Origin of the sequence: Mesorhizobium sp. M0761 (assembly GCF_040320205.1) — a bacterium.
In the GTDB taxonomy this organism is placed as follows: domain Bacteria; phylum Pseudomonadota; class Alphaproteobacteria; order Rhizobiales; family Rhizobiaceae; genus Mesorhizobium.
This window is the reverse complement of the sequence record NZ_JAMYPF010000008.1, coordinates 115426-141215: the sequence shown is the minus strand read 5'-3', so window position 1 is coordinate 141215 and position 25790 is coordinate 115426. Positions and strand designations below refer to the sequence as shown.

Genomic DNA, 25790 nt, shown 5'->3' with positions numbered 1-25790 from the left:
TGTGGGCTTTCCTGCGGTCAGGCTTTCTTAGTGTCCGGCTTGGCGCCGAGTTTGGGGAAGAACTGCATGATACCGCCGATGCAGGCGAGGTAAAGTCCGGTGATGGTGATGCCGACCTTGGTAAAGACGCCGACCTGTTCGCCCAAAACGCCGATCTGGTCGTAGAAGGCGGCAAGGGCCGCCTGCGCCAGCGCCAGCGCACCGAAAGCGCACCAGAGCAGCGTCATGCCAAGATTGATTGGCCGCAGCCGCACCACCCGCACGGGATGGATGAAGTTGATCGGCACGAAGGTCAGGATGCCGGCCGCCACGACGACGCCGAAGGACACCCACTGTCCGGGCTCGATGACGAACAGCGTGAACACGACCATGTTCCAGACCACCGGAAAGCCTTTGAAGAAGTTCTCCTTCGTCTTCATTCCGGTGTCGGCATAATAGATGGCGCTGGACACCACGATGATGGCCGCCGACAGGAACGACAGCCCTTCGCCCATGAAGCCGCGCTGGTAGAGTGCGAAGGCCGGGATCAGCACGTAAGTGACATAGTCGATGATGTTGTCGAGGAGCTCGCCCGACCAGGTCGGCAAAATCTCCTTGACCTCGAGCTTGCGCGCGATCGGCCCGTCTATGCCGTCGACGAACAGCGCCAACCCCAGCCACCAGAACATCGCCGTCCAGCGTTGCTCGCTTGCCGCCACCAGCGACAGGAAAGCCAGGAACGAGCCAGACGCGGTCAACAGATGCACCGAGAATGCCCGCGCCTGCGGCCAGGTGACCTTTTTCTTCGGCCTGGGTATCCGGTCGGTGATCTTTTTGGCGGCGTTTCTGGCCGTTGTGTTCTTGCTCACGGGCCCCGCCAATCCAGTTTGCAGATTTCGGCCGAGCGGCCGGCAAAGTTCCAGTTGCGGCCGAAAGCCCGCATCTTGCTCTTATCGGACCTGGCCACGATGATCTCCGGCGCGATCCAGTATTCCGAGTTGCCGATCACGGTATCCTTCTCGCGATCCTTGCCGGGAATCGGTGTGACCGCCCCGTCGATGATCTTCGGTATCTGGAAAATACGGGTCTTGTCACGCGTCTCGTAGGTGATCGGCACCTGCTCGACGCCGAGGAACTTGCCGACAAGGATCGACAACAGCGCGGTGGTTCCGCCGGCCTTCCCGGTGAAGATCCTGGTCAGCGCTTTCACCGCATAGACGGAGGCTTGCTTGTCGATGAACAGGCCTGCGGTCCAGTTGCCGCGGCTCATATAGCCTGGGATTTCCATGACCAGACCGAGATTGAGGCCGGACAGGTCGACCTCGCCGAAATGGCCTGCGTCGATGCGGAAGCCCGCCCAGGTCTGGCAATAACCCTCCGTCGGCGGATGGCTGCCAAGCGACAGTACGCAAGGACAAAAAACCGTGCAATTGCAGGAGAGTACGAGCTCTCCTTTCATTGCCCAGCCTTGCTCTGCCATGGAATTATCCCCCGTCATGCCGAGACTACTAGCAGGGCGACTGCCCAGACAAGCAGTATCGCACCGGCCACTCGGGTTGGAAGGCTGCCGGTGGTCTGTTTTTCGATCAAGGTGAACAGGCCGATCAGCGCCATCCAGAACACGTTCATCGCGCCGACGGCAAACATCACCAGCATCAGCGCCCAGCAGCAGCCGAGGCACCACAGGCCCTGCTTCAGCCCTAGCCGGAAGATGCCACCCGGCTCCGCGCTCCAGTTGGAAAACAGTGTCGAGAACGGGTTCCGGCATTTTGTCAGGCAGGCCTGCTTGAGGCTGCTGAACTGGTAGAGGCCGGCAACCAGCAGCGCGGCCGCCGCGGCAAGGCCGCTCACCGGATCGAGCAATCGAGCGGAGGACGCAAATGCGTGGACGAGCAACGTCAGCACCGCGAAGCCGATAGAGGCGACAAGCCATGTCGAGAGGTAGCCGGCAACCAGGACCAGCGGGTGGGCCACCGGCTCGCCCTTGATGCGGGCGGTGTCGGCGATTTCACAATAGGTACGGATCATCGGCGCCGCCGACGGCAGCATCGTCGCCACGGCCATCAAAAACCACATCACGATCAGCGCCAGAACCGGTGCGCCGCCAGCATCAAGTGGTGCGGGCGTCAGGCACATGCCGAAGAAGCGGTCGAGGACATCCGGCAGCGGCAGTTGCGGCAGATATCGCAGGACCACATCGCCTGGTACGCCGGGGAGCCGGCCTTCGGCGCCGCGGATCGCCATGGCGCCGAGAATGAGCCAGGCGAGCAGAATGCCGCCGGCGATGGCGATGTTGACCGTCAGGCGGGGGCTGCGGGCCAGGCTTGCCGTGGCGCGGCCGGCGCGGTCGAGATGGCTGAAATCGTCCTGCTGGCCGGTCATGACAACCGAATGAGCCTAATCGCCGCGTTGATCAAGCCGCATGGTCTGACCTATATCCATGGGTAGACACCTGCATCGCAAACTGGAAGTCCAATTTGGATCATCGCGAGACAGCACGGATACTGGTAGCCGGCAGCGGCCCTGCCGGACTGATCGCGGCGCTCGGTTTCGCCGAGGCGGGCTTTCCGGTTACCCTGGTCGGACCCGAAGCAGGCGGGCCCGATGGCCGGACCACGGCGCTGATGAACCCTGCTCTCAAGGTTCTCGATCGGCTGGGCGTGCTGGCCGAACTTGCGCCGAAGGCCGCGCCCCTGAAGGTCATGCGCATCGTTGATGCGACCAGCCGGCTGATCCGCAGCCCGGTGGTGACTTTTCGCGCCATAGAGATCGGCGAGGAGCAGTTCGGGCTCAACCTGCCCAACAGTGCGCTGAACCCGACGCTGGCCAAGTCCGTCGCGGCGCATTCCGGCATCGAATGGCTGACGTCGATGGTCGAGAGTTGGCGTCTGGACGCCGATCAGGCGCATGCCGTCTTGACTGATGGTCGCGAAGTCTCGGCCGCGCTTGCGGTCGCTGCCGATGGGCGCCTGTCGCCGGCGCGCGAGGCGGCAGGCATAGTGGCCTCGGTGCGATCCTACCGCCAAGCGGCGCTGGTGCTGAATTTTGGCCATCGCAGCGAACACGGCTTCACCTCGACCGAGTTCCACACAGAGACCGGGCCGTTCACCCAGGTGCCGCTGCCCGGCAACCGCTCCAGCCTCGTCTGGGTGGTGAAACCGGAGACGGCCAAGGACCTCGCCGCACTCGATGACGCGACGCTTTCCGAGCGTGTCGAGCAGCAGATGCAGTCGATGCTGGGCCGGGTGTCGGTCGAGCCCGGCCGACAAATTTACCCGCTTTCAGCGGCATCACCGGGGCGCTTCGCGCAAAACCGGGTGGCGCTGGTCGGCGAGGCTGCACATGTGTTCCCGCCGATCGGAGCCCAAGGTCTCAACCTCGGCATCAGGGACATCGAGGATCTGATTGGAATCGCTGGTGAAAATCGCGGCGACCCCGGCGCCGCGAAGGCCCTGGCCGCCTATGATTCCAGGCGCCGTCCCGACATTCTGGCGCGTTCCGGCGCGGTCAATCTGCTCAACATGTCGCTGCTTTCGGACATGCTGCCGGCGCAGATGGCACGCAGCGCCGGCCTCAATGTGCTCGGCAGTTTCGCGCCGCTGCGCGCCTTTTTCATGCGCGAAGGCTTGAGGCCGGGCAGCGGCTTTGCGGCGCTTACCGGCGGTTCAGGGAAACAGGTCCGGCGGTAAGATGCCGTGGCGGATCATGTAGAGCAGCCCGGTCACCGTCAGCACCGAGAGGCAGGTGGTGATCAGCACGCTGGCCGAGGCGCGTTGCACCCAGACGCCATATTGCTGGGCGATGACGAAGACGTTGGTTGCGGTCGGTAATGCCGCCAAAAGCACGGCTGAAAAAACCCAGATTTCGGAAAAGTTCCCGATCCAGCTCAGCACGACGTAGCAGAGCGATGGATGCAGGATCAGCTTCAGCGCCGCGATCGACGCCAGCTCATGCGGCACGCGGTTGAGCGGCCGGAGCGCAAGCGTCACGCCCATGGCAAACAGGGCGCAAGGGGCGGCTGCCCGCGAAAGATATTCAAGCAGGCGATCGACCGGCTGCGGTGGGTGAAAGCCGAGATAGGCGGCGCCAACGCCAAGCGCGGTCGCGATGATGAACGGGTGCAGGACGATTTTCCTGACTACGCCGAGGATGAGCCGCCACGGCGATGTCTTGTCGTCGCCCGACAGCGCCATCATCATCGGCGCGATGGCGAAATGCATGATATTTTCGAAGCAGAAGATCAGCGCGACGGGAACCGCCGCTTGTTCGCCGAAGGCGAGCAGCGCCAGCCCCGGCCCCATATAGCCGATATTGCCGTAGGCCGCGGCCAGCGCCTTGATCGTCGACTGGGCGATCTCGCCGCGCGACGCCGTCACCGACCATACGAACATGATCGAGAAGATCGTGTAGGTGGAAAATACCGAGCCGAAGATGAAGCGCCATTCGGTCAACTGTTCGAACGGCGTGCGGGCCAGCAATTGGAAGAACAGGGCAGGAAGCGCGACATAGACGATGAAGGTGTTCATCCAGCCAAGCGCTTCCAGCGGCTGCCTGGTCATGCGCGCGACCAGAAAGCCGATGAAAATCAGCCCGAAGAACGGAAGAACAAGACCGACGACGTCAGACATTTTTGCCCTGGCCCGAAACCCCTGGACCGGGCTAGCCCGTAGCTTCATCGGGCGTCAAGCGCTACGGCATTGAACTGACACGCCATCTGCGCCAAATAAAGCCTGATCCCAGACCTAAGTCGGGCTCGATTTTTGGCCACGGTATGTGTAAATTCAAAGTCTTAGAGCGCTCTTCGCACATTCGAGGGGACGCCGGGCGCTCTAGAGGCTTAGTGGTGAGTATGATGAAAACGGCCAAATTTTCGATCGGACAGGTGGTTCGTCATCGGCTGTTTCCGTTCCGCGGCATCATTTTCGATGTCGATCCGCAATTTGCCAACACCGACGAATGGTACGAAGCGATCCCGGCGGACGTGCGGCCGCGCAAGGACCAGCCGTTCTATCACCTGCTCGCCGAGAATTCGGAAACCGAATACATCGCCTATGTCTCCGAGCAGAACCTGCTCGAGGATCAATCGGGCGAACCGGTCCGGCATCCGCAGATCGGCGAGATGTTCGACAAGCGGCCGGATGGACGCTACGAGCCGAAACGCCAGTCGAGACACTGACATCACCTTGCATCGACGTGACGACAACAAAAAAGCGGGGCATGACCCCGCTTTTTTGTCGCTCCGGTATCTGTCCCGGCGATTAGTTGGCGGCTTTGGCCTTGGCCTGCTCGTCCTTGAGCTTCTTGGCGAAGTCCTGGTTGTTCTTGACGACGAAATCCTGAAGTTTTTTCTGCCGATCCTCGATGTCCGACTGCTGCAGCGGCGCGCCGTCAAAGGCGCCGCTGAAGCCGGTCAAGGCAACCTTGATTGGATTTGGCTGGCTCTGGAAGTTGATCGAGGTCAGCGTGATCGCCTGTCCCTTCTTGAAGGACGCGACGAGCGCGTCGGTCAGCGGCACTTCGGCAACGCAACGGTCGGCGAAGCAAATGACATAATCCAGCTTCGTCGCCTTGCCGGCGTCTATCTGCAGGGCGATGCCGGGGGGCACCAGGCGACCTGGGGGAACCGTGACCTGGAAGACCTTGCGGTTTACCTTGCCCTTCAGCTCGATCAGGCTGACCCCGGTGACGAACTGGCCGTTGCCGGCAGTGATGATGTTCTGGACATTGCAGATGTCGACATCTTCCTGCTTGGTGCAGGCCTTGAACCAACCCTGCGGAATCTGTTGCTGTGCCGAAGCGGTGGGAAGTCCGGCGCCCAGAAAGCCGACCACGCCCGCGGCCAGGACCGAAAGGCGGTATGCGTTGCTGTTCAGGCTCGTCATGTCGTGCATTTCCTCTCAAATGATCCCGGGACCGGCTTCTTCGCGCCGTGTGGTCCTGCTACCTGTTGCCGAATTGAGGCAACAGAATGACTTCGGAGCGCGTGTTACACTGCATGAGCAGCCGAATCCAGCCCGCCGCCTGCAATTCTTGGCCTCGCAATTTGGGTCGTGCGATTTGGGTTGATGTATCTGGCCGGAGCGCCGCGGCGCCATGTTAGGGTGCACTCCGAATCATCAAGCCGCCCAGTAAGGAGACGGTCATGGGCCGCATTCTTGTTTGGCTGATCGCCGCAATCTCGTTCTTCGCCTTTGCACCCGGCGTGGCGATGTCGGAACCGAAACATGCCATCGCCATGCAGGGCGAGCCGGCGCTGCCAGCCGACTACCAGCATTTCGACTACGTCAATCCCGATGCGCCGAAGGGCGGCAACATCACTTACTGCGTCGTCGGCAGCTTCGACAATCTGAACCCGTTCATCCTGAAGAGCCTGCGCACCACGGCGCGCGGCATGCAGGACCTCATTTTCGGCAATCTCGTCTTCGAGCCGTTGATGATGCGCAACTACGACGAGGCCTTCAGCCTCTATGGCCTGCTCGCAGACACAGCCGATATGGATCCCGAGCGCAAGTGGATCGAGTTCCATCTCAACCCAAATGCAAAGTGGTCCGATGGCGACCCGGTGACGCCGGACGACGTGCTGTTCACCTACGATGTCTTCACCGACAAGGGCCGCCCGCCCTACAGGGATCGCATGAGCCTGATCGCCAAGCTCGAAAAGACCGGCGATCACAGCGTGCGCTTCACCTTCAACGACAAGGCCAATCGCGAGACCCCCTTGATCATCGCGCTGACGCCGATCATCCCAAAGCACGCCTTCAACAAGGATACCTTCGACAAGACGACGTTGAAGCCGGTGATCGGCAGCGGTCCCTACATCATCGACAAGGTGCAGCCGGGACAGCGCATCGTCTTCAAGCGCAACCCGAATTACTGGGGCAAGGACATCCCTTCCAAGCGCGGCTTCGACAATTACGACCAGATCACCATCGAGTACTTCCTCAACGCCAATGCCAAGACGGAAGCGTTCAAGAAAGGCATCTGCGCCATTTACGATGAGGGCGATCCGGTCAAGCGCGAGCGCGATATCGATTTTCCCGCCTTTCATCGCGGCGAGGTGATCGCCGAGACCTTCGACACCGGCATACCGCCCGTGGTGACCGGCTTCCTGTTCAACACGCGACTGGAGAAGTTTTCCAATCCGGAGGTGCGGCGCGCGCTCGGCATGCTCTACGACTTCGAATGGGCCAACAAGAACCTGTTCGGCGGTAAGTACACGCGCACGATGAGCTACTGGCAGAATTCCGAACTTTCCGCGCTCGGCCATCCCGCCAGCGACAGGGAAAAGGCGCTGCTGGCGCCCTACCCCGGCCGCGTGCCGGCCGATGTCATGGACGGCAGCTGGCGCCCGCCGGTGAATGACGGCACCGGCCAGGACCGCAAGGTGCTGAAGCTGGCGTTCGACCTGCTGAAGAGCCAGGGCTACGCCGTTAGGGATGGCGCCCTGCTGGATCCCAAGGGAAACCCGTTCGGTTTCGAGATCCTGACGGCGTCGCAGGACGAGGAACGCTTTGCCGCCATCTATCAGCGCTCGTTGGAAAAGATCGGCATCGCGGTGACCATCCGCAGCCTCGAGGCCGACCAGATCCAGTCGCGCAAGCAGCGTTTCGACTTTGAGGTTCTTGTCGGGTCGAGCGGGTTCAGCAACTCGCTGTCTCCCGGTATGGAGCAGAACCTTCGCTGGGGTTCTTCAGAGGCCAAAAGAGAAGGTTCATTCAATCTGGCCGGCGTCGCCGATCCGGCGGTCGACGCGGCGATCGACGCGATGCTGAGAGCACGGACCAAGGAAGACTATGTCGCCGCCGTGCGCGTGCTCGACCGATTGCTGATCTCCGGCAATTACATGGTGCCGATGCAGTACAACGCGCAGCAATGGCTCGCTTACTGGAATTACCTGGACCATCCCAAAAAGACGCCCATATTCGGTTATCAATGGCCGACCTGGTGGCGCAAGCCGAACTGAGCGTGGCCGAGATCGGTCTCGCTGAAACGTTCGGCTGCAGGAGATCAAGATGAGCGATGACAATTCCATTACCGTCGACGTGGTTTCCGACGTCGTCTGCCCCTGGTGCTTCGTCGGCCAGAGGCGGCTCGACAAGGCGATCGCCGCTGCTGGCGGCGTCCAGGTTCATGTGCGCTGGCGGCCGTTCCAGCTCGACCCGACCATCCCGCCCGAGGGCAAGGACCGGCGCGAATACATGCTGGCCAAATTCGGCAGCGACGAGCGCATCCGTCAGATGCATGCCCGCGTAGAGCCGCTCGGCGAAGCCGAAGGCATCAATTTCGCTTTCGACGCCATCAAGGTCGCCGCCAACACGCTGGACGCGCATCGTGTCATCCGCTGGGCCGGTGCCGCCGGTGAAGCCGTGCAGAACCGGCTCGTGCGCCGGCTGTTCCAACTGTATTTCGAGAAAGGCGGCAATATTGGCGACCACGCCGTGCTGATCGATGCCGCCCGCGAGGCCGGCATGGACGCTGCCGTGGTCGAAACGCTCCTGCCGACCGATGCCGACGTCGAGGAGGTGCGCACAGAAATCGCCACGGCATCGCGGATGGGGATCACCGGCGTGCCGTGCTTCCTGCTCGAAGGCAAATACGCCGTCATGGGCGCGCAGGACGCCGACACGCTGACTGATGCCATCCGCCAAGTCGCGGCCGCAAAGGCCAAGGGCGAACTTGAAAAGGCCGGCTAGAGCCTGTTCCATCCCGATGGAAATCGGGATGGGCTCTATCTCCTTGTTTGAGCATGATCTCTGGACAAAACGGTTTCCCGTTTGTCCGAGAAAACCGGCAACCACTTTTCGGGATCATGCTCGGGTTATTTCACCGTCACGTTGGCTTTGCTGAGGAAGAATCCGTGGCCGTTGCTGCCCGTGCAGGTCAGTCCCTTGGTTGACGACTGGCAGGTAAACGGCCCTTTGCTCCAACTGCTTCCGTAAGCCAGCTTCGCCACATCGCTGCAGCAGCCCTGCTCGCCCGGATTCTTGATCAATGTCGCCGGGCCGTTCGGCCCAAGGATCACGGTGACGTAGCTGGGCTCGACGCGCGAACAGCTCAGCTCCGGGCCGCCATCCTGTGGTTCGTAGGTGCTGGTGCCGCCCTTCGGCGTGTAGATGCAGCCGATGTTGCCGGACGGAGCATTGAACTCGATTTGCCCTTCGGCGCTTGCCGCAATGGTCTGGCTGCCGGCATGCGCCAGAGGCAGCCAGGCAAGGAACGACAGGATTGCGGGAGCGGCGGCGCGTACAAGCATTGGGGAGCTTCCTTGTTGGGGACCGGACATGCATTGGTGCCGACAGTGCCCGACAAGGTTCATTCCAGTGCGCTTGATTGTCAAACGGTGTTGAGCTGCAGCTAAAAAGCGCGTGCCCCCTCATGAACAGTCGCTTTACAGGAGCGACGATCTTGCGTGCCCAACCATGATGGCCGGTGATATGATTCGGGCGACCTGGGGCGATCACGGACGGCAATTTTTCGGGCGATCCGGTTAGCGCGCGGTGGGAAAACCGGCCAACGGGCAGGCCTTTTGGTCACAAAGCCGTGTATGAGCCTTCCCTCAGGGAATATTTTCGCACACCTGAGCGTTCTCGCAACACATTGAAACAAAGGACAAATTGGGCCCAAAGACGGCGGTCTCGCAGCACCAACTGTTGCCTGATCGCAACGGCGGGTGGGCTGCCTCACATTCGCCGGGATAAAATTCATAGAAAATGATCAATTGGTGTTACTATCCGTAACAAAACTAAAAAAGGTTTGGGCGGGATTGTGATTCGGGTCGACAGACCGCGACGTTCAATATCGGCACTTTGGAACCGCGACGCCCCCGCCGGGCCGTCGCCCCTGACGCCAGTATCGTCGATGCGGACCTTCTGGGGACTGATGCGGGCCTACTGGTTCTCGGACCGGTGGAGAGAGGCCTGGGCTCTCACCGTCGTCCTCGCACTCATCATAGCCCTGTCGAGCAAGGCCGACGTCTGGTTTACCGTGTTGGCGGGCGAACTGGCAGCCTCAATCGCTTTTTTTCACGACGCCGCGAATACCACGCCACTTGAATCGGTGCTTACCAATGCCGGCCTGCTTGTGCTGCTGGTCGTGTTCAAGGACATGGGAATCACAGGCGCCTGCAAATTTGTATCGGCGACATTGCATCGCAAATGGCGCGCCTGGTTGAACGCGCGTTTCAATGAGGCGCTGCTCGATACCAACCATACGCACTACCACGCCCAGAATGGCTCGCCAGATGCGCCAGCGCCCGACAACATTGATCAGCGCGTGCAGGAATCCATCAAAGACATGGCGGGCGGCGCCATCGGGCTTGCCCAAGGTGTGTTCGGCGTCTTCACCTCACTTTATTTTGTCGGCGGCGCTTTGCTGGCGAATTCCGTGGAGGTAAAAGGCCTGGATGCCCTCGGCAGCTATGGCAGCGCCGTCCTCGCTCTGCTGGCGGTTGCCATCTACGTGCCCGTCAATACCTGGATCGCGATCAAACTCGGCGGAATGCTGGAGTGGCTCAACGTCAGGATGCAGAAGGCCGAAGGCACCTATCGCAGCGAGCTGATCACTTTGTTGCGCCGCAGTTTCCATGTGTCGGCGTCGAAAGGCGAAGACGTGCAAAAGACGATACATGGACGGCTCTATCTCGATATCGATACCACCTGGTCGAAGCTCAACATCGTCAACACCCTCTATGCGGGATTCGAATCGGTCTATAATTTCGTCGGGGCCAAAGTTGTCGCCTACGGACCTGGTCTGGTGCCGTTCATCCACAACGGCGTCGACCTCAAGGGCTACATAACCGGTTCCGAGCAGGTCAACGCGCTGATCAGCAAATGTTCCTGGTTCATCCATGTCATGCCGAGTCTCGCCACCTTGCGGGCCAACAGCCAGCGCGTCATTGAATTGGCGCACGCCATTGAAAACGTCCAACAGCCGCAGGACTTCTACAGCCAGACCGGCCGTTCCGACTTCCACTATGCCAGCCAGAACCCGGTCTTCGGCCTGACCATCCAGAAGCTTGAACTGGCGCATCAGGGTGAAGACGCCACGCCGTTCCTGAGCGCAGCCAATCTGCGCTTTCGGCGCGGCGAGTGGGCATTCCTCAAGGGCGAATCCGGCTGCGGCAAGACTTCGCTGATCAAGGCGATCAACGGCTTGTGGCCTTATGGCCGCGGCACCATCGTCTTCCCTGACGGTGTGAGGAGCTTCTATGCCGCCCAGGAGGTCAAGCTGCAGCAGGTGTCGCTGAAGCAGCTGGTGTGCCTGCCCGGCTCCGAGGACGACTATGGCGATGCGCAGGTCGCGGCAGCCCTGCACAAGGCCGGCCTTGGCGATTTCATCGAACACATGGCCGATGAAAGCCGCGAGGGAAAGATCTGGGACCAGCTGCTGTCCGGCGGCCAGAAGCAGAAGCTGGTTGTGGCCCGCATCGTGCTGCAGCAACCGGGACTGTTGTTCCTCGACGAAGCGACCGGCGCGCTCGACCCCGAAGGCAAGATCGCCTTCCACCAGGCGATCAAGGACAATTGCCCCGATGTCACGGTGATCAGCATCATGCACGAGGCGGTGCCGCCACGTTCGGCCTCGGGCGAGGAATTCTATCACAGCGTGGTCGCGATCGCCGACGGCGTCGCCACCAAGAGGCCGCTTGTTCCGAACCTTCCGCGCGAGCTCACCACCATCCTTACGCAGCCGCGGCCGGTCGAGGACAAATGGATGCGTTTTTCACGCCGGCTGAAGCAGAAATAGCAGCCACGCCGAAGCGCGTTCCGCCACTGGCGGCGGGGCACTCGCTCCCTCCCCCTTCAATAATCATCACAGTCTCGCGATTGGGCCGGCTCCCGGCTGTTTTCCGCCACTCCCGCGATTGACTCGCCAAGATGCGCTCCTATGTTGCGCCCGCTCGCTGAATTCCAACTCGAACCCGCGAGCAGAAAGGTCACCGCGCCATGCCTGGCGACAGTAGTCGAACGCAACCGCCGTCCGCCTCGATGTGACCTCTAACGGCTCACGTCCCGCCGGACGGCAAGGAGTGAGCCATGAACGAATTTACCCCCGTCGTAGCAAGCGACGATGCCGTCGCTATCGCGCGTATCCTTGCCAATGATCACGTCGCCGATGTCGTCGAGGCCCTGAACCGGGAATCTCGCGATACCGCGATAGAACTGCTTTGCGAAATGCCGTTCGAGCGGCTGGTCGAGATCTTCGACCAGCCTGAACTCGACGGCGCCTCCGATCTGGCCGAGGCGCTGCCGCGCGCCAAAGCGTGCAAGCTCCTGACCGCCATGTCGGTCGACCGCGGCGCCGATATCCTGCGCGAACTGGACGAACCGGCGCGCTCCGAGCTGCTCGGCGGGTTGGTCCCGCCGCTGCGGGCAACGCTGCTTTCCATTCTCGGCTATCCCGAAGGCAGCGCCGCCTCGATCATGACGACCGAATTCGTCAGCGCGCCGTCGGACTGGACCGTCGGGCGCACGCTCGACTACATCCGCAAGGTGGAGCGGACGCGGGAGACCGTCTACGCCATCTACATCGTCGATCCAGACACGCATGTGCTGGTGCGCTCGACCGGCCTGCGCCGGCTGATCACCGGCGAGCCGGACGATCCGATCCTGTCGGTGGCGCCGGATCGCGCCCCGGTGACGGTGACGCCGCTGACCGATCGCGAAACTCTGGCGCAGACGATCTCCAAATATGACCTGCTCGCGGTTCCCGTCGTCGACCATGGCAAGATCCTCGGCATCGTCACCATCGACGACATCATCGACACCATGATCGAGGAGACGACCGAGGACGCGCATCGCTTCGGCGGCATGGAGGCGCTCGACGAGCCCTACATGAAGATGAGCTTTCTCGCCATGATCAAGAAGCGCGGCGGTTGGCTGTGCGCGCTGTTCATCTCGGAGATGCTGACCGCCAATGCCATGCAAAGCTATGAAGGCGAACTGGAAAAAGCGATCGTGCTCACTCTGTTCATCCCGCTGATCATGAGCTCGGGCGGCAATTCCGGTTCGCAGGCGACCTCGCTCGTCATTCGCGCGCTGGCGCTGCGCGAAATCGGCCTTCGCGACTGGTGGCGGGTGGCGTTGCGCGAATTGCCCACCGGCTTCGTGCTCGGCGCCATGCTTGGCGTGGTCGGCATCTGCCGCATCGCGCTCTGGCAATATATGGGCTTCTACGATTATGGGCCGCATTGGCCGCTGATCGCGGCGACCGTGGGGGCAGCACTCGTCGGCATCGTCACCTTCGGCTCGCTGTCGGGGTCGATGCTGCCGTTCGCGCTGAAACGGATCGGCTTCGATCCGGCGAGCGCCTCGGCGCCGTTCGTCGCCACGCTGGTCGATGTCACCGGCCTGGTGATCTATTTCTCGGTGGCGCTGGTCATCCTGCGCAGCACTTTGTTGTAATAAGCTTCAGGCCTCCCATCGCGGTGGCAACAGCGGCTGCCATGGGGGGTTCTTCAAGATCGAGCGCGCGGGCGTCAATCGACCCGCAGGCCGTTCTTCACGCGGTAGGTGGGCTTGTACATGGTGACCAGTTCCTCCGCTGCCGTCGGGTGGACGGCCATGGTGCGGTCGAAATCATCCTTGGTGACGCCGGCCTTCAGCGGAATGCCGAGCAACTGCGCCATCTCGCCGGCGTCCGGCCCGAGGATGTGCGCGCCGAGCACTTTTCGCGTGGCGCCATCGACCACCAGCTTCGTCAGCATCTTTTCGTCGCGACCCGACAGCGTGTGCCGCATCGGCCGGAATGTGGCGCGGTAGATTTCGATATCGGAGTAGCGCTTGACGGCATCGTCCTCGGACAGCCCGACGGTGCCGATCTCCGGCTGTGAGAAGACGGCGGTCGGAATGGTGTCGTGGTCGGGCGCGGTCGGATTGCCCTTGAATGCGGTCTCGATGAAGCACATGGCTTCGTGGATCGCCACAGGCGTCAACTGCACGCGGTTGGTGACGTCGCCGATCGCCCAGATGTTGTCGATGTTGGTGCGGGAATACTGGTCGACAACGATGGCGCCGGTTATGCCGAGCTCGATACCGACGCCTTCCAGGCCCATATTCTCGGTGTTTGGGAGGCGGCCGATGGCGAGCATGACCTGGTCGATCGTCAGCACCTTGCCGCCGGTGACCAACGCATCCAGCCTGCCGTCCGGCCGTTTGCGGACCCATTCCGACACGGCGTGGCAGAGGATCTTGATCCCCTTCTTTTCCATGGTTTCGTGCAGCATGTGCCGCAGGTCCATGTCGAAGCGCGACAGTATCTCCTTGCCGCGATAGACCAGCGTGGTGTCGACGCCCAAGCCATGGAAGATATTGGCGAATTCGACGGCGATGTAGCCTCCGCCCTCGATCATGATCGCCTTCGGCAGTTGCTTGAGGTCGAAAACCTCATTGGAAAAGATGCAATGCTCGTGACCGGGCAGCGCCGGGTGCGGCGCCGGCCGGCCGCCGGTGGCGATCAGGATCTGGTCGGCGGTGACGGTGCGGTCATCGCCCAGGAGATGCACGACATGCGGGTCGACCAGCATGGCGCGCGAGTGGAACGTCTCGCCGCCGGCGCCTTTCACGTTCTTTTCGTAGATCGCTTCCAGACGGGCAATCTCGCGGTCCTTGTTGGCGACCAGCGTCGGCCAGTCGAAGCTCGCCTCCGGCACCGTCCAGCCATAGCCGGCGGCGTCGGCAAAATGCTCGGGAAATTGCGAGGCATAGACATAGAGTTTTTTCGGCACGCAGCCACGGATGACGCAGGTGCCGCCATAGCGGTATTCCTCCGCGATGCCGACACGTTTGCCGAGCGCTGCCGCTACGCGCGCCGCCCGAACCCCGCCGGAGCCGCCGCCGATGACGAAGAGATCGTAGTCGTAGCCGGCCATGCTGCTGTTCCTTGCCCCAAGAAATGTTTGAGACAGGTAGGCTGCATCAAGCCAAAAGAAAAGCCCGGTTTCCACCGGGCTTTCTGGTCCAGCGGCAAGGATGCCGGTGGCGAAATCAGACGTCTTAGTTCTTCGGCGCTTCCGGCTGGTCACCGTCTGCGGGCGCATCGCCGTCGGCAGGTGCAGCGCCATCGGCGGGGGCAGTTGCGTTATCCGGCGCAGGCGCGGCCGGAGCAGCGGCCTTCGCGGCGGCTGCCAGCGTTTCGCCGACCTGCTGGGCGAGATCGCGCGCCAGGCCGTTCTGCCAGATGTCGGCGGCCTTGACCAGTTCGCGCGTCACGTTGGGGCCGTTGTCGAGCAGCTTCTTGCCGGCATCGGAATTGTAGAAGGCGGCGATGTCGGTGAGATCCTTCTCGGAGAACACCTTGGCATAGGCGAGCGCTGCTTCCTTCTCCAGATCGGCACGGCGCGAGGCCAGCGCCAGTGCCTTTTCGCTGACGGTCTTGCCGATCAGCTCCTGCATATCAGGGTTCTTCTGGATAAGCTGCTGCTCGAGCGAGGCCGCCGCTTGCGGCAGGATGTTGTCGAACGAGTCGGTCGCGTGGATTGCCGTGACCGCCGCCCGTGCCGCCTTCAGATGCGATTCCGTGATCTCCTGCGAGAACGCCGGGGAGGAGAAGGCGAAAACGGCCGAAGCCGCCAGAACGGCGCAAAGATTGCGAACCCGGTTATGCAACATCATGATCGGTAGAACTCCCTGGTTTTCGGGCGGCATGGACGGTTTGGATGCCGTCGCCGCCGGCGATGATGGCCGCTGACGCCAGCCCGATGAAAAGACCATGCTCGACCACACCAGGAATGGCATGGAGAGCATTAGAAAGCGCTCTTGTATCCGGAATGCGGCCAAAAGATGCATCGAGGATAAAATGGCCGCCGTCTGTAACAAAAGGCTGGCCCCCCGTCATCCTCAATGTAACCGGGCCGGAAAGGCCGAGACTTTTGGCCGCTGCCGCGACCGCGATTTCGGTCGCGCACAGGCCGAACCGGTTGACTTCGATCGGCAAGGGAAACCGGCCAAGGGTGTCGACCATCTTCGAGCGATCGGCAATGACGATCATGCGCTGAGATGCCGCCGCGACGATCTTCTCGCGCAGCAGCGCGCCGCCGCCACCCTTGATCAGCGTCAGCGCCGCGTCGATCTCGTCGGCGCCGTCGACGGTGAGGTCGAGCTCGGGCGTTTCCTCAAGCGTCGACAGCGGCACGCCGAGTTCGCGGCAAAGGGCTGCAGTGCGCTCCGACGTCGGCACGCCGATGACGGTCAAGCCCGCGGCGATCTTTTCGGCCAGCAGCCGCACGAATTCGTCGGCCGTCGTCCCGGTGCCGATGCCGATGCGCATGCCGTCGCTGACATGGGCAAGGGCAGCCCGCGCGGCCTCGACCTTCAACTGCCTCGCATCCATGCTCGCCCCGGGGATTTGGCTTGGTTCTGATTTTTCTGGATGCGCGCTCCTAGCACTTTTGCCCGCAGGGTCAAAGACTTTGGCTCGCACCGGCTTGCCTGAAAGAAGCGCAGCCGCTATCGCCTGCCTGCAATGCATCAGCCACAGGACAGGCCATGACCCAACCGATCATCGTGTTCGACCTCGACGGGACGCTGATCGACACGGCGCCGGACCTGCTCGACAGCCTCAACCACAGCCTTGCCGCCAGCGAGCTTGCCGCTGTCGACGAGGCCGGCTTCCGGCGTTTTGTCGGCCAGGGCGGACGGGTGATGATCGAGCGCGCGCATACCGCGCAGCAGAAGTCGCTGGCGGTGGAGGAGCACGACCGGCTGCTCAAGCTGTTCCTCGACCACTACACGCTCAACATCCCCGGCAAGTCGCGCCCCTACCCCGGCGTGGTCGAGGCGATCGCCCGTTTCGAGGCGGCCGGCTATCTACTTGCCATCTGCACCAACAAATACGAGGCGAATTCGAAAGCGCTGATCGAGGCGCTCGGCCTGACAAAGCATTTCGCCGCGATCGCCGGCCAGGACACGTTCGCCTTCCGCAAGCCCGACCCGCGCCATCTCACCGAAACCATCAGGCTCGCCGGCGGTGACCCGCACCATGCGCTGATGGTCGGCGATTCGCAGACCGACATCGACACGGCCAAGGCAGCCGGCATTCCCGTGGTTGCCGTCGATTTCGGCTACACCGACCGCCATGTCAGGGAATTCGAGCCGTCGGCGGTGATTTCGCATTTCGACGCGCTGACGCTCGACCTGGCGGAACGGCTGATTGCTGCGGCGACCGGCTGAACGAAACGGGCGATTGCGCGGCAGCGTCCGCCCTTGCCTATTTCAGGCGTAGAAGGCAGGCGCATCGCCTTGACTTCAACCGCATGCCTCTCTTATATCGCGGCTCGCTTGGCCTTCGGGCAACGAGCGGGCGATTAGCTCAGCGGGAGAGCACACCCTTCACACGGGTGGGGTCGCAGGTTCAATCCCTGCATCGCCCACCATTTTCTTTCCCGGAACAGCACACTCCAAGCCAGCACTCCTAGCAGCTGCAACTCGCCCCTTCCCCACCAAAATTCTTCTGCGCAAAGTTCAACGCGCTTGAGTAGCTCGTGTAGCTCTGGAACTGGCATACATCGGATCCGTTCCGCACCTTCATCTGCTCGAGATCCCAGAACGAAACCTCGATGTGATCGTTGGCGCAGTAGACCGTGTATTTTTCAGGCTCCAGCGCTCGTGCCTTCTGCGCCGGGATGGAGACGGCAGGAATGGAAAGCACGGAAAGTGCAAGCATGATGGCGTGACGTGTGCGCATGTAAAAACCCCGAATGAAAACCAGCCCGTATTATTGCCGCTATCTCGACGCGCTGCATCACGGCTTTTTGACGAACGACTTCTTTCCGGTGCCCGGCTCGCCGTCAGCTATGTGCTGATCCAGATCTCCGCTGTGTTGGCGCTAATTGGTACCGCTCGGGGGCGCGTGGCCGGCAGCAGGGAGGTCGGCTTGGATTGCGTCCATTCGGTCATGGTGTTCCCTGCAAGGCATCGCAGCGCCGCGCGAGCCTAAGCCTTCTTCTTTCGTCTCCGTGATCCCGCCCGCATTGCAATTTCGCCGCCACGAACCGTTTCGTACTGGTCGGCGTCGACAATCGATTTGTCGAAGGTGAGGCCGGTCATTTCGGAGATTTCGGTTAGCGGGTACATGGCGCCGATGAATTCGTCGGAGACGGCAAACTCCAGCTCCGTGTCCGACAGATCCTGTTCGAGGACGAAGCCATAGCTGGCGAGCCCGTCTGTGACGCGCGCCACGATCACCTTCCAGAAACGGCGCGGCACCGGCGCGCGAAGACTTGTTCCCTTGGGGCCTTTGCCGGCAAAGGTTCGGTCATCATCGGCGAGCACCGGGCCAGCGAAGACACACAGCCGTTCGCTCGCCGCCTCCGACAGGACGTGGTTCTCAAGATCGCCCCAGTTCTTCTCACCGCTGTCGGAGCGGTTGTAGCCCTCGACCTGGGGCGAGCAATTGGTGACATGGAAGGAGCAGACATTGCCCCTGAGCAGCAGCTCGAAGGTGCTGCCCCAGGCTACGTCATCGCGCCTGACGATATGACCCTTGTCGAAGGCGCCCTGATCCTGGGTGTAGAAGACGTCGGGGATCTGGTACTTGTCGTCGAGCCGCAGATCCGCGAACCAGCGCTCGCTGAACAGGCCGCCGCGCGAATAGTTGCGGCCCTTTTCCGGCTCGCGCAGATTGCTCTCCTCGGTGACGTTGGAGGCGGTGAACAGCGCCAGCCGCCGCTTGGCGTGCATCTTGAGCGAAAAATTCTGGTAGTCGAGTTGCGTGCCGCCGGCCTTGAGCGGCGCCAGCACTGAGAGGTCGGTGGCCTCAGGCATCGGCACAACGACCGGCGCGAGTTTAGTGCCGCCAGAGAGAAATTTCTCGTCGTAGCCCTTATAGCCGGCATAGTCCGCGACCGTTTTGGGAACGAATGCGCCGCCTGGAGGGGTCGGCTTGGCCGCTTCGAGCTCGACCGATTCCGTGACCGCTTCATGGGCAGGCGTTGCGCCGAGCGAGACGGTGATGCGCAACGGCACTTCGAAGGTGACGCTGCCGCCCGGCGAAACGACGACGCCTGCCGATGAAGGCGTCTGGGTGGCGACGCCCGGGATCTGCTTGACGCCGCCGACTTCAACCAGGTTTACGCCCTCGGCCGGCGATCCACTGTCCGCCTTGGTCCACCATGCGCCCCAACCGTTGGGGCCGCCGCTGGCGGCGCCGGCGAAATTGAGGCCGAGGTCGACGACACGCTGGTCCTTGGCGAGCGCGCCGGTGGGCACGGCGTAGTTGCGCTCGAGATAGCGGCCGGCGAAATGCAGCGCCACGACCTCGCCGGTGGCGAGGTTGATCATGGCGGTGCCGGAGTTGCCGCCAGTGGTCGAGCAATCATGTGTCGCCGCGCTGACGATCTTACCGAAACTCTCCGTATCGAAGCCGCCCTGCAGCATGCCCGGTTGCAGGCGCTTGACCTGGAAACGATTGCGCATGAGCTCGTTCTGGACATCGACCGCGTTGCGATTGTCGAACGCGGGATAGCCGATGGCGACGACTTCCTGGCGCAGCATATCGCGCGCGTCGGCGACCGCGAGCGACAGCGGCGTGATGTTGTCGGGCAGGCCTTCGACTTCGAGGATCGCCATGTCCCAATAGGGATGGATCATCCGGACATTGCGGATATTGAAGACGTTTCCTGCCGCCGAATCGCGCTTGAAGTCGATGCCGGCGGCGCGGCCGTTGATGAATTGCAGATTGCGGTCGCCAAGGCCGTCCGCAAATATCTGCGCCACATGACGGTTGGTCATCAGCAGGTTGCGGCCGACGACGAAGCCCGTGCCGCCGTAAGGGATATTGGTGTTCCACAACAGTTCGATACGCCCGATCGCCGGCAGGGCGGCTTCGATGCGCTGCTTCAATGCGGCCTCGCTGGTAAGCTTCGTCCACAGCGAATGGCCAGGTGTCGGAGCGCCGTCGAAAGTCAGCGTCGTAAAGGTGCCATCCTTGATGTCATAGACCGGCCGCAACTCCGGGATGATTATGGCTTCCAGATCGGAAAGCTGCTCGGGCGCGACTTCGGCGCCCCGCGCGAGGCTCTCCATGCCAGCGCGCGCCGATTCAAACGCCGCCTCCGTCTTGCCGGCTTCCGCAGGCGCAAGGGATTCCAGGCCGCCGCCTGCCATCGTCTCCATGTTGCCGAGGACCGATTCAGTCCCCTCGCCCCCGGTAACGAGATCGAGATATTGACGGATTCGCTGCTCTCTGCTGACCGGCATAGTCGCCCCCCAAAGGTTCTGTCGAAGTAAAGAAGTGTATTGCCCCATTTTAGACTGGTGCAATTCTGACTGGCAGGCGAGGAAACAAATCAACTCGCGTCGAAGATGACCGAAGCGCAACGTCGGCATGTCTCTTTGCCGCAGTCGCTCGCGCGGTGTATGACGCTCGCATTATTTCAGCGATGCCGTATGTGATCTCCGTCACAGACGCTCACGCTGTTTGCGCCCAGCTATCGCAACAGGCGGAAAGGCCATTGCGGCCGCTCGGTTTTACAGAAATTTTATCACCTAACCATTTTAATCAGTTGGCGCCTGCACGCGCGGCTCCTCCCGCCGCGCGTGCAGACGGCTTTCCGCCCGGCACGAGCCAGGCACTGGGCGCGACCACTGCGCCACGCCTTTAGAAGGCGTAATCGCAAGGGATGAACGCCGGCCTTTGACGCGGTGCACTCTTGCCTTAGACTTCGGCCCTTAAACTTCGCCGATTGCGGCAATTGGGAATTTGGAACATGGCTTTTGGCGGCCCCAACGACAGAAACGATCTGCCGCGCCTGGCACGCATCGATCCAAAGCTGTTCGATATCCTGTTCAGCGGCTGCAAGGTCGAGCGCTACGCCGCCGGCCAGCATCTGTTCGTTCAGGAAGATGCCGCCGACCGGATCTACGGGGTCATGAGCGGCACGGTGGAAATCTCGATCTATTCGCCCGGCGGGCAGAAGCTGGTGGCCAATATCGAGCTGTCGCGCAGCCTCGTCGGCGAGATCGGCGCGCTTGACGGGCGGCCACGCACCGCCACCGCCATCTGCCTGACCGCTTGCGAGCTGGTTTCGCTCAGCAGGACACAACTATTTGATCGCATTGAGAAAAATCCACCGCTGGCACGCGCGATGATCGAACTTCTGTGCGCCCGGCTGCGCTGGGTCAGCGGCGAACTCGGCGACCAGGCCTTCTTCGGCATCGAGGCGAGGCTCGCCAAACGCCTGGTCTTCCTGGCCAAGGTGATGGCCGACAGCGCCGGCTGGATTCCGATCTCGCAATCGGAACTCGGAGAGTTCCTCGGCGCCACGCGCGAGTCCGTCAACAAGACGCTCAACGACTGGCGCAACCGCTCGTTCATTGCCATCAAACGCGGCGGCCTGCGCATCACCGACACCGGGGCGCTGCGCCATATCGCCGAATCGCAGGACGACGACTGACGCCGATCCCGAATCAGCCCCGGCCAAGACTCAGAGCCGCGAAATCAGGTAGCGCAGCGCCGAGCGGCTGGGCATGAAGAAATATCCACCCCCCTTGGTGGTGACGAATTGCGGCATGTCACGGAGCGTCGTGACCTTTTCCCATGACGGAATGGTGAACCTGCCATCGCCGCCGCGCGAACCAATCGTCGGGTCCTTTTCAGCGACGAGGCCCTGGAACGTGGCCGACGAAACCCAGGTCTGCTGAATGAATTCGTACTGGCGCTCTATGTCGGCGTTGAGGCACATGAACAGCAGCCCCTTTTCGACCTTGCCATTCTTGCCGTCCTGCTTCTGATAGGTGCGGCCGACCCGCAGGATACGATGGCGCTTGCCGATATTGATCTGCGTATCGCGGTCCTCACCCAGCGAGTCGCGTGGGTTGGAACGGCGAATGTGGGCACCAAGCGGGCAGCGATGGCCTTGCGGATCCTCGGCGCCAGCGGCGAAGTTGTTGTCGATGACGCGTCCCGGATGATCGGGGTTGCGCACCAGCGAGCTACCGTTCTGCCAGCGGCCGAGCATCTTGGCGGCAATCCAGTCTTGCGTGATGGCTTGGTTGCCGAGTTGGCTCGCGACCAAGGCTGCAGCCTTTTTGCAGTAGTTGTTGAAGACGTCGACGTGCTGCTCGAACTGGCGAATAACCAGGAATGAACCGTTGCGCCCGAAATCGCGCGGCGGTGGCGGCAGGCCCGGAATCAGCCGGCTACGGCGCACCTGCGAAAGGATTCCAGTCCGATCGCGTGATGCGCTTACCGAGGGCGAGGCTGGATAGAACCCATGCTCATCACGATAGCCGAACAGGAACTCGCCGGGCGCGACCAGATGCATGGGCGCGGCGCCCCTGCTGGCGCGGGTCGTGCCCCGGACAATCGGCTGCGAAATCCCGTCCGCGAAACCGAAATGCTCGTAGGCTGGCCCACGTTCCGACCGATCGTCACGCTTTGCCCCGTCGGACGATTTCGTCTTCGTGTCGGTCGGACCCCGGTTTACGGCGAGCGGCAGTTCGGCAACGACCTTCATGCCTGCACCGGTCGTCTTTCGTCTCACGGTGGCAATCTCGGTCTTCAACCGTCCCGGGTCTTCAGCATAGCAGACGATGACCAGGTCCACAGGGTTCTCCAGCGACCCCCACTCCCATTCGTCCGGGCCGTCGCGGCCTCGGTCGTCCAGTATGCGCCCACGCTCGGGGTTGCCCATGCCATGGCGAAAGGCGATCGGAAATGTTTCCAGTGGATCGCCCTCCACACCCTCGTCGAGCCCAAACTGCCGCAGGCCACCGGGACCAAAGGCGACTATCATAGCGCGCCCGGCGGGCCTGCCTTCGCCGAAACTCGTCTGCTCGACAACGAAATCGAGCCAGGCTCTGCGCTTGGGCGCCGGCAACTTGTCCGGCACCCGGATCGCAAGCATATGCGAATAAGCGAGCGGGCCGAGCGGGCCGAAGAAGATGGACTGGATCTCGCCGGTTTCCAGCTGCTGTTCGAGAGGCGCCGGAAAGGCAGAGCTGATATTGGCCAGCAGCGAAGTGGTCTTTTGAACGGTGGTTGTTTCGCTCGCCGGGCGCCGTAGCGAACCGAACAAGCTCAGCCAGTCGCGCGCCTCGTTGCCGACGGCGGAAGCAATGCCGCGCCTGACCCGGGAATTGATCCGGATGCGCTCTGTGTTGATTTGCGGATAGGCGGAGTACCAGAACAGGGTCGGCACCTGCTGGCGCCGCGCCCAGCGCTTGAAACGATCGCCGTCGCGCGCGCCGTCCAGGAACAGCCATCGTGTGCGTGGATAGCCCACGGTGTTGCTCCACACGCCGGTCAGGCCAGCGGACGCCTTGGCGATGAAGTCCTCAAGATAGCTTTCCCAGCTGCCGCCGTAGTTGGAGAAGAACATCAATCGGTTGGAGCCGGGCAGCAGTATCCAGCGGGCGAAATGGATGGTGTTGATGGTGTTGAGGAAGCCTGGCTTGAATACCTTCTGGGCAGCTATCGAGATCAGGTAGAAAGAAAACCTGAGCGCCAGCCGCCGCAGAATGCCGGCCTTCATCGTCGAAATCGCAGTCAGATGGTTTTGTGCCGCGTGGCCCTCCTTGACGAGTATCGCGTTCAATTCAGATATGCCGATCGATGTGCTTTCCGGCCGATCCCTGTCCTCGCGGCGTCGCAGCGCCAGCAAGCACGAAAACGCCAGCAGCGCCGCTGCCACCAACACTCCAAGTCCCGACAACAGAAGTGAGGTGATTGCTACCGCTATGGCGGTGAAGGAGATTTCCTGGGAACTGATGTCGATAGATCTGCCGAACACCACACTGTAGGTCATGTACCAGCAAGCAGCCCAGATGATCGCCACCGTGACGAAGACCGGTGGTACCAGCAACGTCGTCATCAGGGCACGGCCCCAATGACCCGGCGGCTTTTCGAGCAGGCTTTCGGCCGGCTCGAACGCCCAGGCAAACGTCCCTAATGACTGGACACGCTGGCGAACTTCAGCGAGCACGGCAGGAGCGTTGCCGGCCCCTTTGCGTGGCCGCTCGACGATGTCGCGCACGGCTTCGAAAAGCTGCTGCTCGGCCTTGATACGCTGGACCGAGTGCCCCGGCGTGCCCGAAAACACCAGTCCGGCATTGCTGCCGAAGGACGGCGATATGTCGACATTGTGCTTGCGCAGGAAATCGTTCAATGCGCCGCCATCGCGCAGATCGCAGACATCCTTGAAGATCGGCCGCAGCCGGTGCCCGATGGCGTGCGTGACCGCATCGATGACATCGTCGATGCTGCCGTCACCGGAAATCTCGAGAACCAGAGCTCCTTTTTCCTGACCGGAATCAGCGCCGATCTCGCCGGTGCCGACCACGGTCAGGCTGGTGAAGTGGACGGTGCCGGCAATGTCGAGCGCGGTGCGGATCTCTTCGACGGCCGGGTTGCCGAGGCTGGCAACCTTGTCGCGGACAGCATCCAGCGACGCGGACCGGGTGACCGGGCAGACCACCGTCACCATAGACTGCGTTACGGTGCGGCAGAGTTCTGCCCGTTCGAAATCGACCTTGAGGGTTTCGGGATAGGCGCCGATGCGGGTCATGCGCCCGGCCTTGCCGGGCATGCGGCGCACGCCCTGCTTCTGGAACAGGGCGCGCAGGCTTTCGCCGATCTGGATCCTGGCGATCTCGGCGCCGATGCACTGATGAATGCCGTGGCCGAACACCATGTAGTCGCGATGCGGGCGCGATGTGTCGAACTGGTCCGGGTTCTGCACGGCGTCGGCATCGAACATCGCCGACAGCGTCGCCGGCATCACCACCGTGCCGGCCTTCACCAGGCGCTCGCGGCGCGTACCCTTGCCGATGATCGCGTCGCGGGCCGTGTAGCGCCAGGGGCCGACCCAGATCGGCTTGAAGCGCATGGCTTCAAGGACGGCCCTGTCGAGCTTGGCGGTATCGTTTTCGGCCAATGCGGCATCGATAGCCTGCCGTGCGTCGGGCCGCGACAGGATCACGTCGAGGCAATTGCCGGCGGCCAACACATTGGTCGGGACGAAGCCGGCGATCATGCCCAGCATGATCGAATTGAGGTCGTCCCGCGACAGGCGGCCCTGATCCATCTGGACAACCAGCCTCGCCAGCGGTTGCTCGGCCTTCAAGCCCCGGTCCCTGGCCGACTGGATGGAGCGATCGATGACTTTGAGAAGACGGTCGCCCGCCACCACTGCGAGTTCGCGCATGACGGGGCTCGCCGTCGGGTCCGAAAAGAACAGCGCACTCAGCGCGATCGCCCAGTCGGCGAATTCGGATTCATCGTCGATCTCGACGCCGAAATAATCTCGACAGATGTGCACCGGGACGATCTTCATCAACCTGGAGATCGCATCGAAGCCGGGGCTAGCGCGCATCATGATCTCTTGCGAATGACGCGCCGCGATCGGCCTGACGGCGGCTTCGACCTCGGCCGGCGGGAATGCACTCAGCACCGACGATTTCATGCGCCGGTAGTCGGCGCCGTCCTGCATGCCGAGGATGAAGTTGGATCCCCGGGCAAGCTCGGTCATTTCCGGGCCGTATGGGGTCTGGAATTCGTCGCCGCGCTCCAATATGTCGCGGACATCGGCGTTCTTGGTGACCACGAGAACACCGAAGAGCTTGCCGGTCGGCCGGAAACGCCGCAACAAGGAAAGCGCCCAGCGGGGGTCTTCGGCCAGAGACCCGACGATGCGCGCAATCAGCCCTGTCTTCCGGATCCGGCCGAGATCGAAGGGCGGCATTTCCGACAGCGGGCGCTGGTTTTTCTGGGCCGCGCGAATAGCGTCGAAATACTTCAGTTCGGTCATGCGCGTTCAAGCCCCCCGGCTATCCACGTTATTGCGATGCCGGCCGTTCAACGCCTAGGTTTGCATC

The 25790-nt window shown here is 62.2% G+C and carries 20 protein-coding genes and 1 tRNA gene; 9 read left to right on the top strand and 12 right to left on the bottom strand.

The features are described 5' to 3' along the window. Nucleotides 1-17: 17 nt before the first annotated feature. The 3 genes from pcsA to NKI32_RS15675 are packed head-to-tail and all read right to left on the bottom strand — an operon-like array spanning nucleotide 18 to nucleotide 2361. Nucleotides 18-848 (bottom strand): phosphatidylcholine synthase, encoded by an 831-nt coding sequence (pcsA, locus tag NKI32_RS15685; RefSeq protein WP_023682522.1) that lies wholly within the window; start codon nucleotides 846-848, stop codon nucleotides 18-20. Next, complete coding sequence (locus tag NKI32_RS15680; RefSeq protein WP_023706821.1) at nucleotides 845-1459, bottom strand: DUF1326 domain-containing protein; 615 nt, start codon at nucleotides 1457-1459, stop codon at nucleotides 845-847. Before NKI32_RS15680 ends, pcsA begins: the two co-directional genes overlap by 4 nt. Before the next feature lie 14 nt (nucleotides 1460-1473). Then, nucleotides 1474-2361: a DUF2182 domain-containing protein gene (locus NKI32_RS15675; protein ID WP_353002966.1), complete on the bottom strand. Its 888-nt coding sequence runs from the start codon at nucleotides 2359-2361 to the stop codon at nucleotides 1474-1476. Nucleotides 2362-2456: 95 nt separating this feature from the next. Here NKI32_RS15675 and NKI32_RS15670 point away from each other — a divergent pair, with 95 nt between their 5' ends. Beyond that, nucleotides 2457-3668 (top strand): UbiH/UbiF family hydroxylase, encoded by a 1212-nt coding sequence (locus tag NKI32_RS15670; RefSeq protein WP_353002965.1) that lies wholly within the window; start codon nucleotides 2457-2459, stop codon nucleotides 3666-3668. Here NKI32_RS15670 and NKI32_RS15665 read toward each other — a convergent pair. Beyond that, on the bottom strand, nucleotides 3645-4607 hold the full coding sequence (locus NKI32_RS15665; RefSeq protein WP_023668970.1) for an AEC family transporter: 963 nt from the start codon (nucleotides 4605-4607) through the stop codon (nucleotides 3645-3647). The two genes, NKI32_RS15670 and NKI32_RS15665, sit on opposite strands and share 24 nt — an antisense overlap. A 224-nt stretch (nucleotides 4608-4831) precedes the next feature. Here NKI32_RS15665 and hspQ point away from each other — a divergent pair, with 224 nt between their 5' ends. Further along, nucleotides 4832-5155, top strand: a complete 324-nt coding sequence (hspQ, locus tag NKI32_RS15660) for a heat shock protein HspQ (protein ID WP_023668971.1) — start codon at nucleotides 4832-4834, stop codon at nucleotides 5153-5155. Nucleotides 5156-5237: 82 nt separating this feature from the next. On the opposite strand, the gene NKI32_RS15655 is transcribed toward hspQ, so the two are convergent. Continuing rightward, on the bottom strand, nucleotides 5238-5861 hold the full coding sequence (locus NKI32_RS15655; RefSeq protein WP_023668972.1) for an invasion associated locus B family protein: 624 nt from the start codon (nucleotides 5859-5861) through the stop codon (nucleotides 5238-5240). A gap of 260 nt (nucleotides 5862-6121) precedes the next feature. Here NKI32_RS15655 and NKI32_RS15650 point away from each other — a divergent pair, with 260 nt between their 5' ends. Together NKI32_RS15650 and NKI32_RS15645 are read left to right on the top strand one after the other, a co-directional pair. Further along, nucleotides 6122-7942, top strand: a complete 1821-nt coding sequence (locus tag NKI32_RS15650; RefSeq protein ID WP_353002964.1) for an extracellular solute-binding protein — start codon at nucleotides 6122-6124, stop codon at nucleotides 7940-7942. A 49-nt stretch (nucleotides 7943-7991) separates the two neighbouring features. Next, complete coding sequence (locus NKI32_RS15645) at nucleotides 7992-8672, top strand: DsbA family oxidoreductase (RefSeq protein WP_353002963.1); 681 nt, start codon at nucleotides 7992-7994, stop codon at nucleotides 8670-8672. Nucleotides 8673-8797: 125 nt separating this feature from the next. Here NKI32_RS15645 and NKI32_RS15640 read toward each other — a convergent pair whose 3' ends face one another. Next, nucleotides 8798-9232, bottom strand: a complete 435-nt coding sequence (locus NKI32_RS15640; RefSeq protein WP_353002962.1) for a hypothetical protein — start codon at nucleotides 9230-9232, stop codon at nucleotides 8798-8800. 605 nt (nucleotides 9233-9837) lie between these two features. On the opposite strand from NKI32_RS15640, the gene NKI32_RS15635 reads away from it, so the two are divergent. Together NKI32_RS15635 and mgtE are read left to right on the top strand one after the other, a co-directional pair. Beyond that, on the top strand, nucleotides 9838-11724 hold the full coding sequence (locus NKI32_RS15635) for an ABC transporter ATP-binding protein/permease (protein WP_353002961.1): 1887 nt from the start codon (nucleotides 9838-9840) through the stop codon (nucleotides 11722-11724). Between the two features lie 290 nt (nucleotides 11725-12014). Then, on the top strand, nucleotides 12015-13382 hold the full coding sequence (mgtE, locus tag NKI32_RS15630; RefSeq protein WP_353002960.1) for a magnesium transporter: 1368 nt from the start codon (nucleotides 12015-12017) through the stop codon (nucleotides 13380-13382). A 74-nt stretch (nucleotides 13383-13456) separates the two neighbouring features. On the opposite strand, the gene gor is transcribed toward mgtE, so the two are convergent. The 3 genes from gor to rpiA form a co-directional block, all read right to left on the bottom strand. Beyond that, complete coding sequence (gor, locus tag NKI32_RS15625) at nucleotides 13457-14848, bottom strand: glutathione-disulfide reductase (protein WP_353002959.1); 1392 nt, start codon at nucleotides 14846-14848, stop codon at nucleotides 13457-13459. A 124-nt stretch (nucleotides 14849-14972) separates the two neighbouring features. Next, nucleotides 14973-15590: a DUF2059 domain-containing protein gene (locus NKI32_RS15620; protein WP_023668979.1), complete on the bottom strand. Its 618-nt coding sequence runs from the start codon at nucleotides 15588-15590 to the stop codon at nucleotides 14973-14975. Beyond that, nucleotides 15577-16308 carry a ribose-5-phosphate isomerase RpiA gene (rpiA, locus tag NKI32_RS15615; protein WP_023741217.1) on the bottom strand — a complete coding sequence of 244 codons (732 nt, stop codon included), beginning with the start codon at nucleotides 16306-16308 and terminating at the stop codon, nucleotides 15577-15579. Before rpiA ends, NKI32_RS15620 begins: the two co-directional genes overlap by 14 nt. Before the next feature lie 155 nt (nucleotides 16309-16463). Between rpiA and NKI32_RS15610 the strand changes: the two genes are divergently transcribed. Both NKI32_RS15610 and NKI32_RS15605 read left to right on the top strand, forming a co-directional pair. Further along, nucleotides 16464-17147, top strand: coding sequence for a phosphoglycolate phosphatase (locus NKI32_RS15610; protein ID WP_353002958.1), 684 nt, complete (start codon nucleotides 16464-16466; stop codon nucleotides 17145-17147). 128 nt (nucleotides 17148-17275) lie between these two features. Beyond that, nucleotides 17276-17350, top strand: a tRNA-Val gene (locus NKI32_RS15605). 38 nt (nucleotides 17351-17388) lie between these two features. Here the strand turns inward: NKI32_RS15605 and NKI32_RS15600 are convergent. Together NKI32_RS15600 and NKI32_RS15595 are read right to left on the bottom strand one after the other, a co-directional pair. Continuing rightward, nucleotides 17389-17661, bottom strand: coding sequence for a hypothetical protein (locus NKI32_RS15600; protein ID WP_023706833.1), 273 nt, complete (start codon nucleotides 17659-17661; stop codon nucleotides 17389-17391). A 248-nt stretch (nucleotides 17662-17909) separates the two neighbouring features. Then, complete coding sequence (locus NKI32_RS15595; protein WP_352512074.1) at nucleotides 17910-20174, bottom strand: DNA/RNA non-specific endonuclease; 2265 nt, start codon at nucleotides 20172-20174, stop codon at nucleotides 17910-17912. A 509-nt stretch (nucleotides 20175-20683) separates the two neighbouring features. Between NKI32_RS15595 and NKI32_RS15590 the strand changes: the two genes are divergently transcribed. Further along, the gene (locus tag NKI32_RS15590; RefSeq protein ID WP_023682508.1) at nucleotides 20684-21370 is read left to right on the top strand and encodes a Crp/Fnr family transcriptional regulator; all 687 of its coding nucleotides are present in this window, start codon (nucleotides 20684-20686) and stop codon (nucleotides 21368-21370) included. Between the two features lie 30 nt (nucleotides 21371-21400). On the opposite strand, the gene NKI32_RS15585 is transcribed toward NKI32_RS15590, so the two are convergent. Further along, nucleotides 21401-25723 carry a cytochrome P450 gene (locus NKI32_RS15585; RefSeq protein WP_023748793.1) on the bottom strand — a complete coding sequence of 1441 codons (4323 nt, stop codon included), beginning with the start codon at nucleotides 25721-25723 and terminating at the stop codon, nucleotides 21401-21403. Nucleotides 25724-25790: the final 67 nt, after the last annotated feature.

Coding starts and splice junctions, on each gene's coding strand:
- NKI32_RS15595 (WP_352512074.1), bottom strand. CDS start 20,174: ATGCCGGTCAGCAGAGAGCAGCGAATCCGTCAATATCTCGATCTCGTT.
- hspQ (WP_023668971.1), top strand. CDS start 4,832: ATGAAAACGGCCAAATTTTCGATCGGACAGGTGGTTCGTCATCGGCTG.
- mgtE (WP_353002960.1), top strand. CDS start 12,015: ATGAACGAATTTACCCCCGTCGTAGCAAGCGACGATGCCGTCGCTATC.
- NKI32_RS15645 (WP_353002963.1), top strand. CDS start 7,992: ATGAGCGATGACAATTCCATTACCGTCGACGTGGTTTCCGACGTCGTC.
- NKI32_RS15610 (WP_353002958.1), top strand. CDS start 16,464: ATGACCCAACCGATCATCGTGTTCGACCTCGACGGGACGCTGATCGAC.
- NKI32_RS15640 (WP_353002962.1), bottom strand. CDS start 9,232: ATGCTTGTACGCGCCGCCGCTCCCGCAATCCTGTCGTTCCTTGCCTGG.
- NKI32_RS15650 (WP_353002964.1), top strand. CDS start 6,122: ATGGGCCGCATTCTTGTTTGGCTGATCGCCGCAATCTCGTTCTTCGCC.
- NKI32_RS15655 (WP_023668972.1), bottom strand. CDS start 5,861: ATGACGAGCCTGAACAGCAACGCATACCGCCTTTCGGTCCTGGCCGCG.
- NKI32_RS15585 (WP_023748793.1), bottom strand. CDS start 25,723: ATGACCGAACTGAAGTATTTCGACGCTATTCGCGCGGCCCAGAAAAAC.
- NKI32_RS15620 (WP_023668979.1), bottom strand. CDS start 15,590: ATGATGTTGCATAACCGGGTTCGCAATCTTTGCGCCGTTCTGGCGGCT.
- NKI32_RS15680 (WP_023706821.1), bottom strand. CDS start 1,459: ATGGCAGAGCAAGGCTGGGCAATGAAAGGAGAGCTCGTACTCTCCTGC.
- NKI32_RS15600 (WP_023706833.1), bottom strand. CDS start 17,661: ATGCGCACACGTCACGCCATCATGCTTGCACTTTCCGTGCTTTCCATT.
- NKI32_RS15635 (WP_353002961.1), top strand. CDS start 9,838: ATGCGGACCTTCTGGGGACTGATGCGGGCCTACTGGTTCTCGGACCGG.
- NKI32_RS15590 (WP_023682508.1), top strand. CDS start 20,684: ATGGCTTTTGGCGGCCCCAACGACAGAAACGATCTGCCGCGCCTGGCA.
- rpiA (WP_023741217.1), bottom strand. CDS start 16,308: ATGGATGCGAGGCAGTTGAAGGTCGAGGCCGCGCGGGCTGCCCTTGCC.
- gor (WP_353002959.1), bottom strand. CDS start 14,848: ATGGCCGGCTACGACTACGATCTCTTCGTCATCGGCGGCGGCTCCGGC.
- NKI32_RS15665 (WP_023668970.1), bottom strand. CDS start 4,607: ATGTCTGACGTCGTCGGTCTTGTTCTTCCGTTCTTCGGGCTGATTTTC.
- NKI32_RS15675 (WP_353002966.1), bottom strand. CDS start 2,361: ATGACCGGCCAGCAGGACGATTTCAGCCATCTCGACCGCGCCGGCCGC.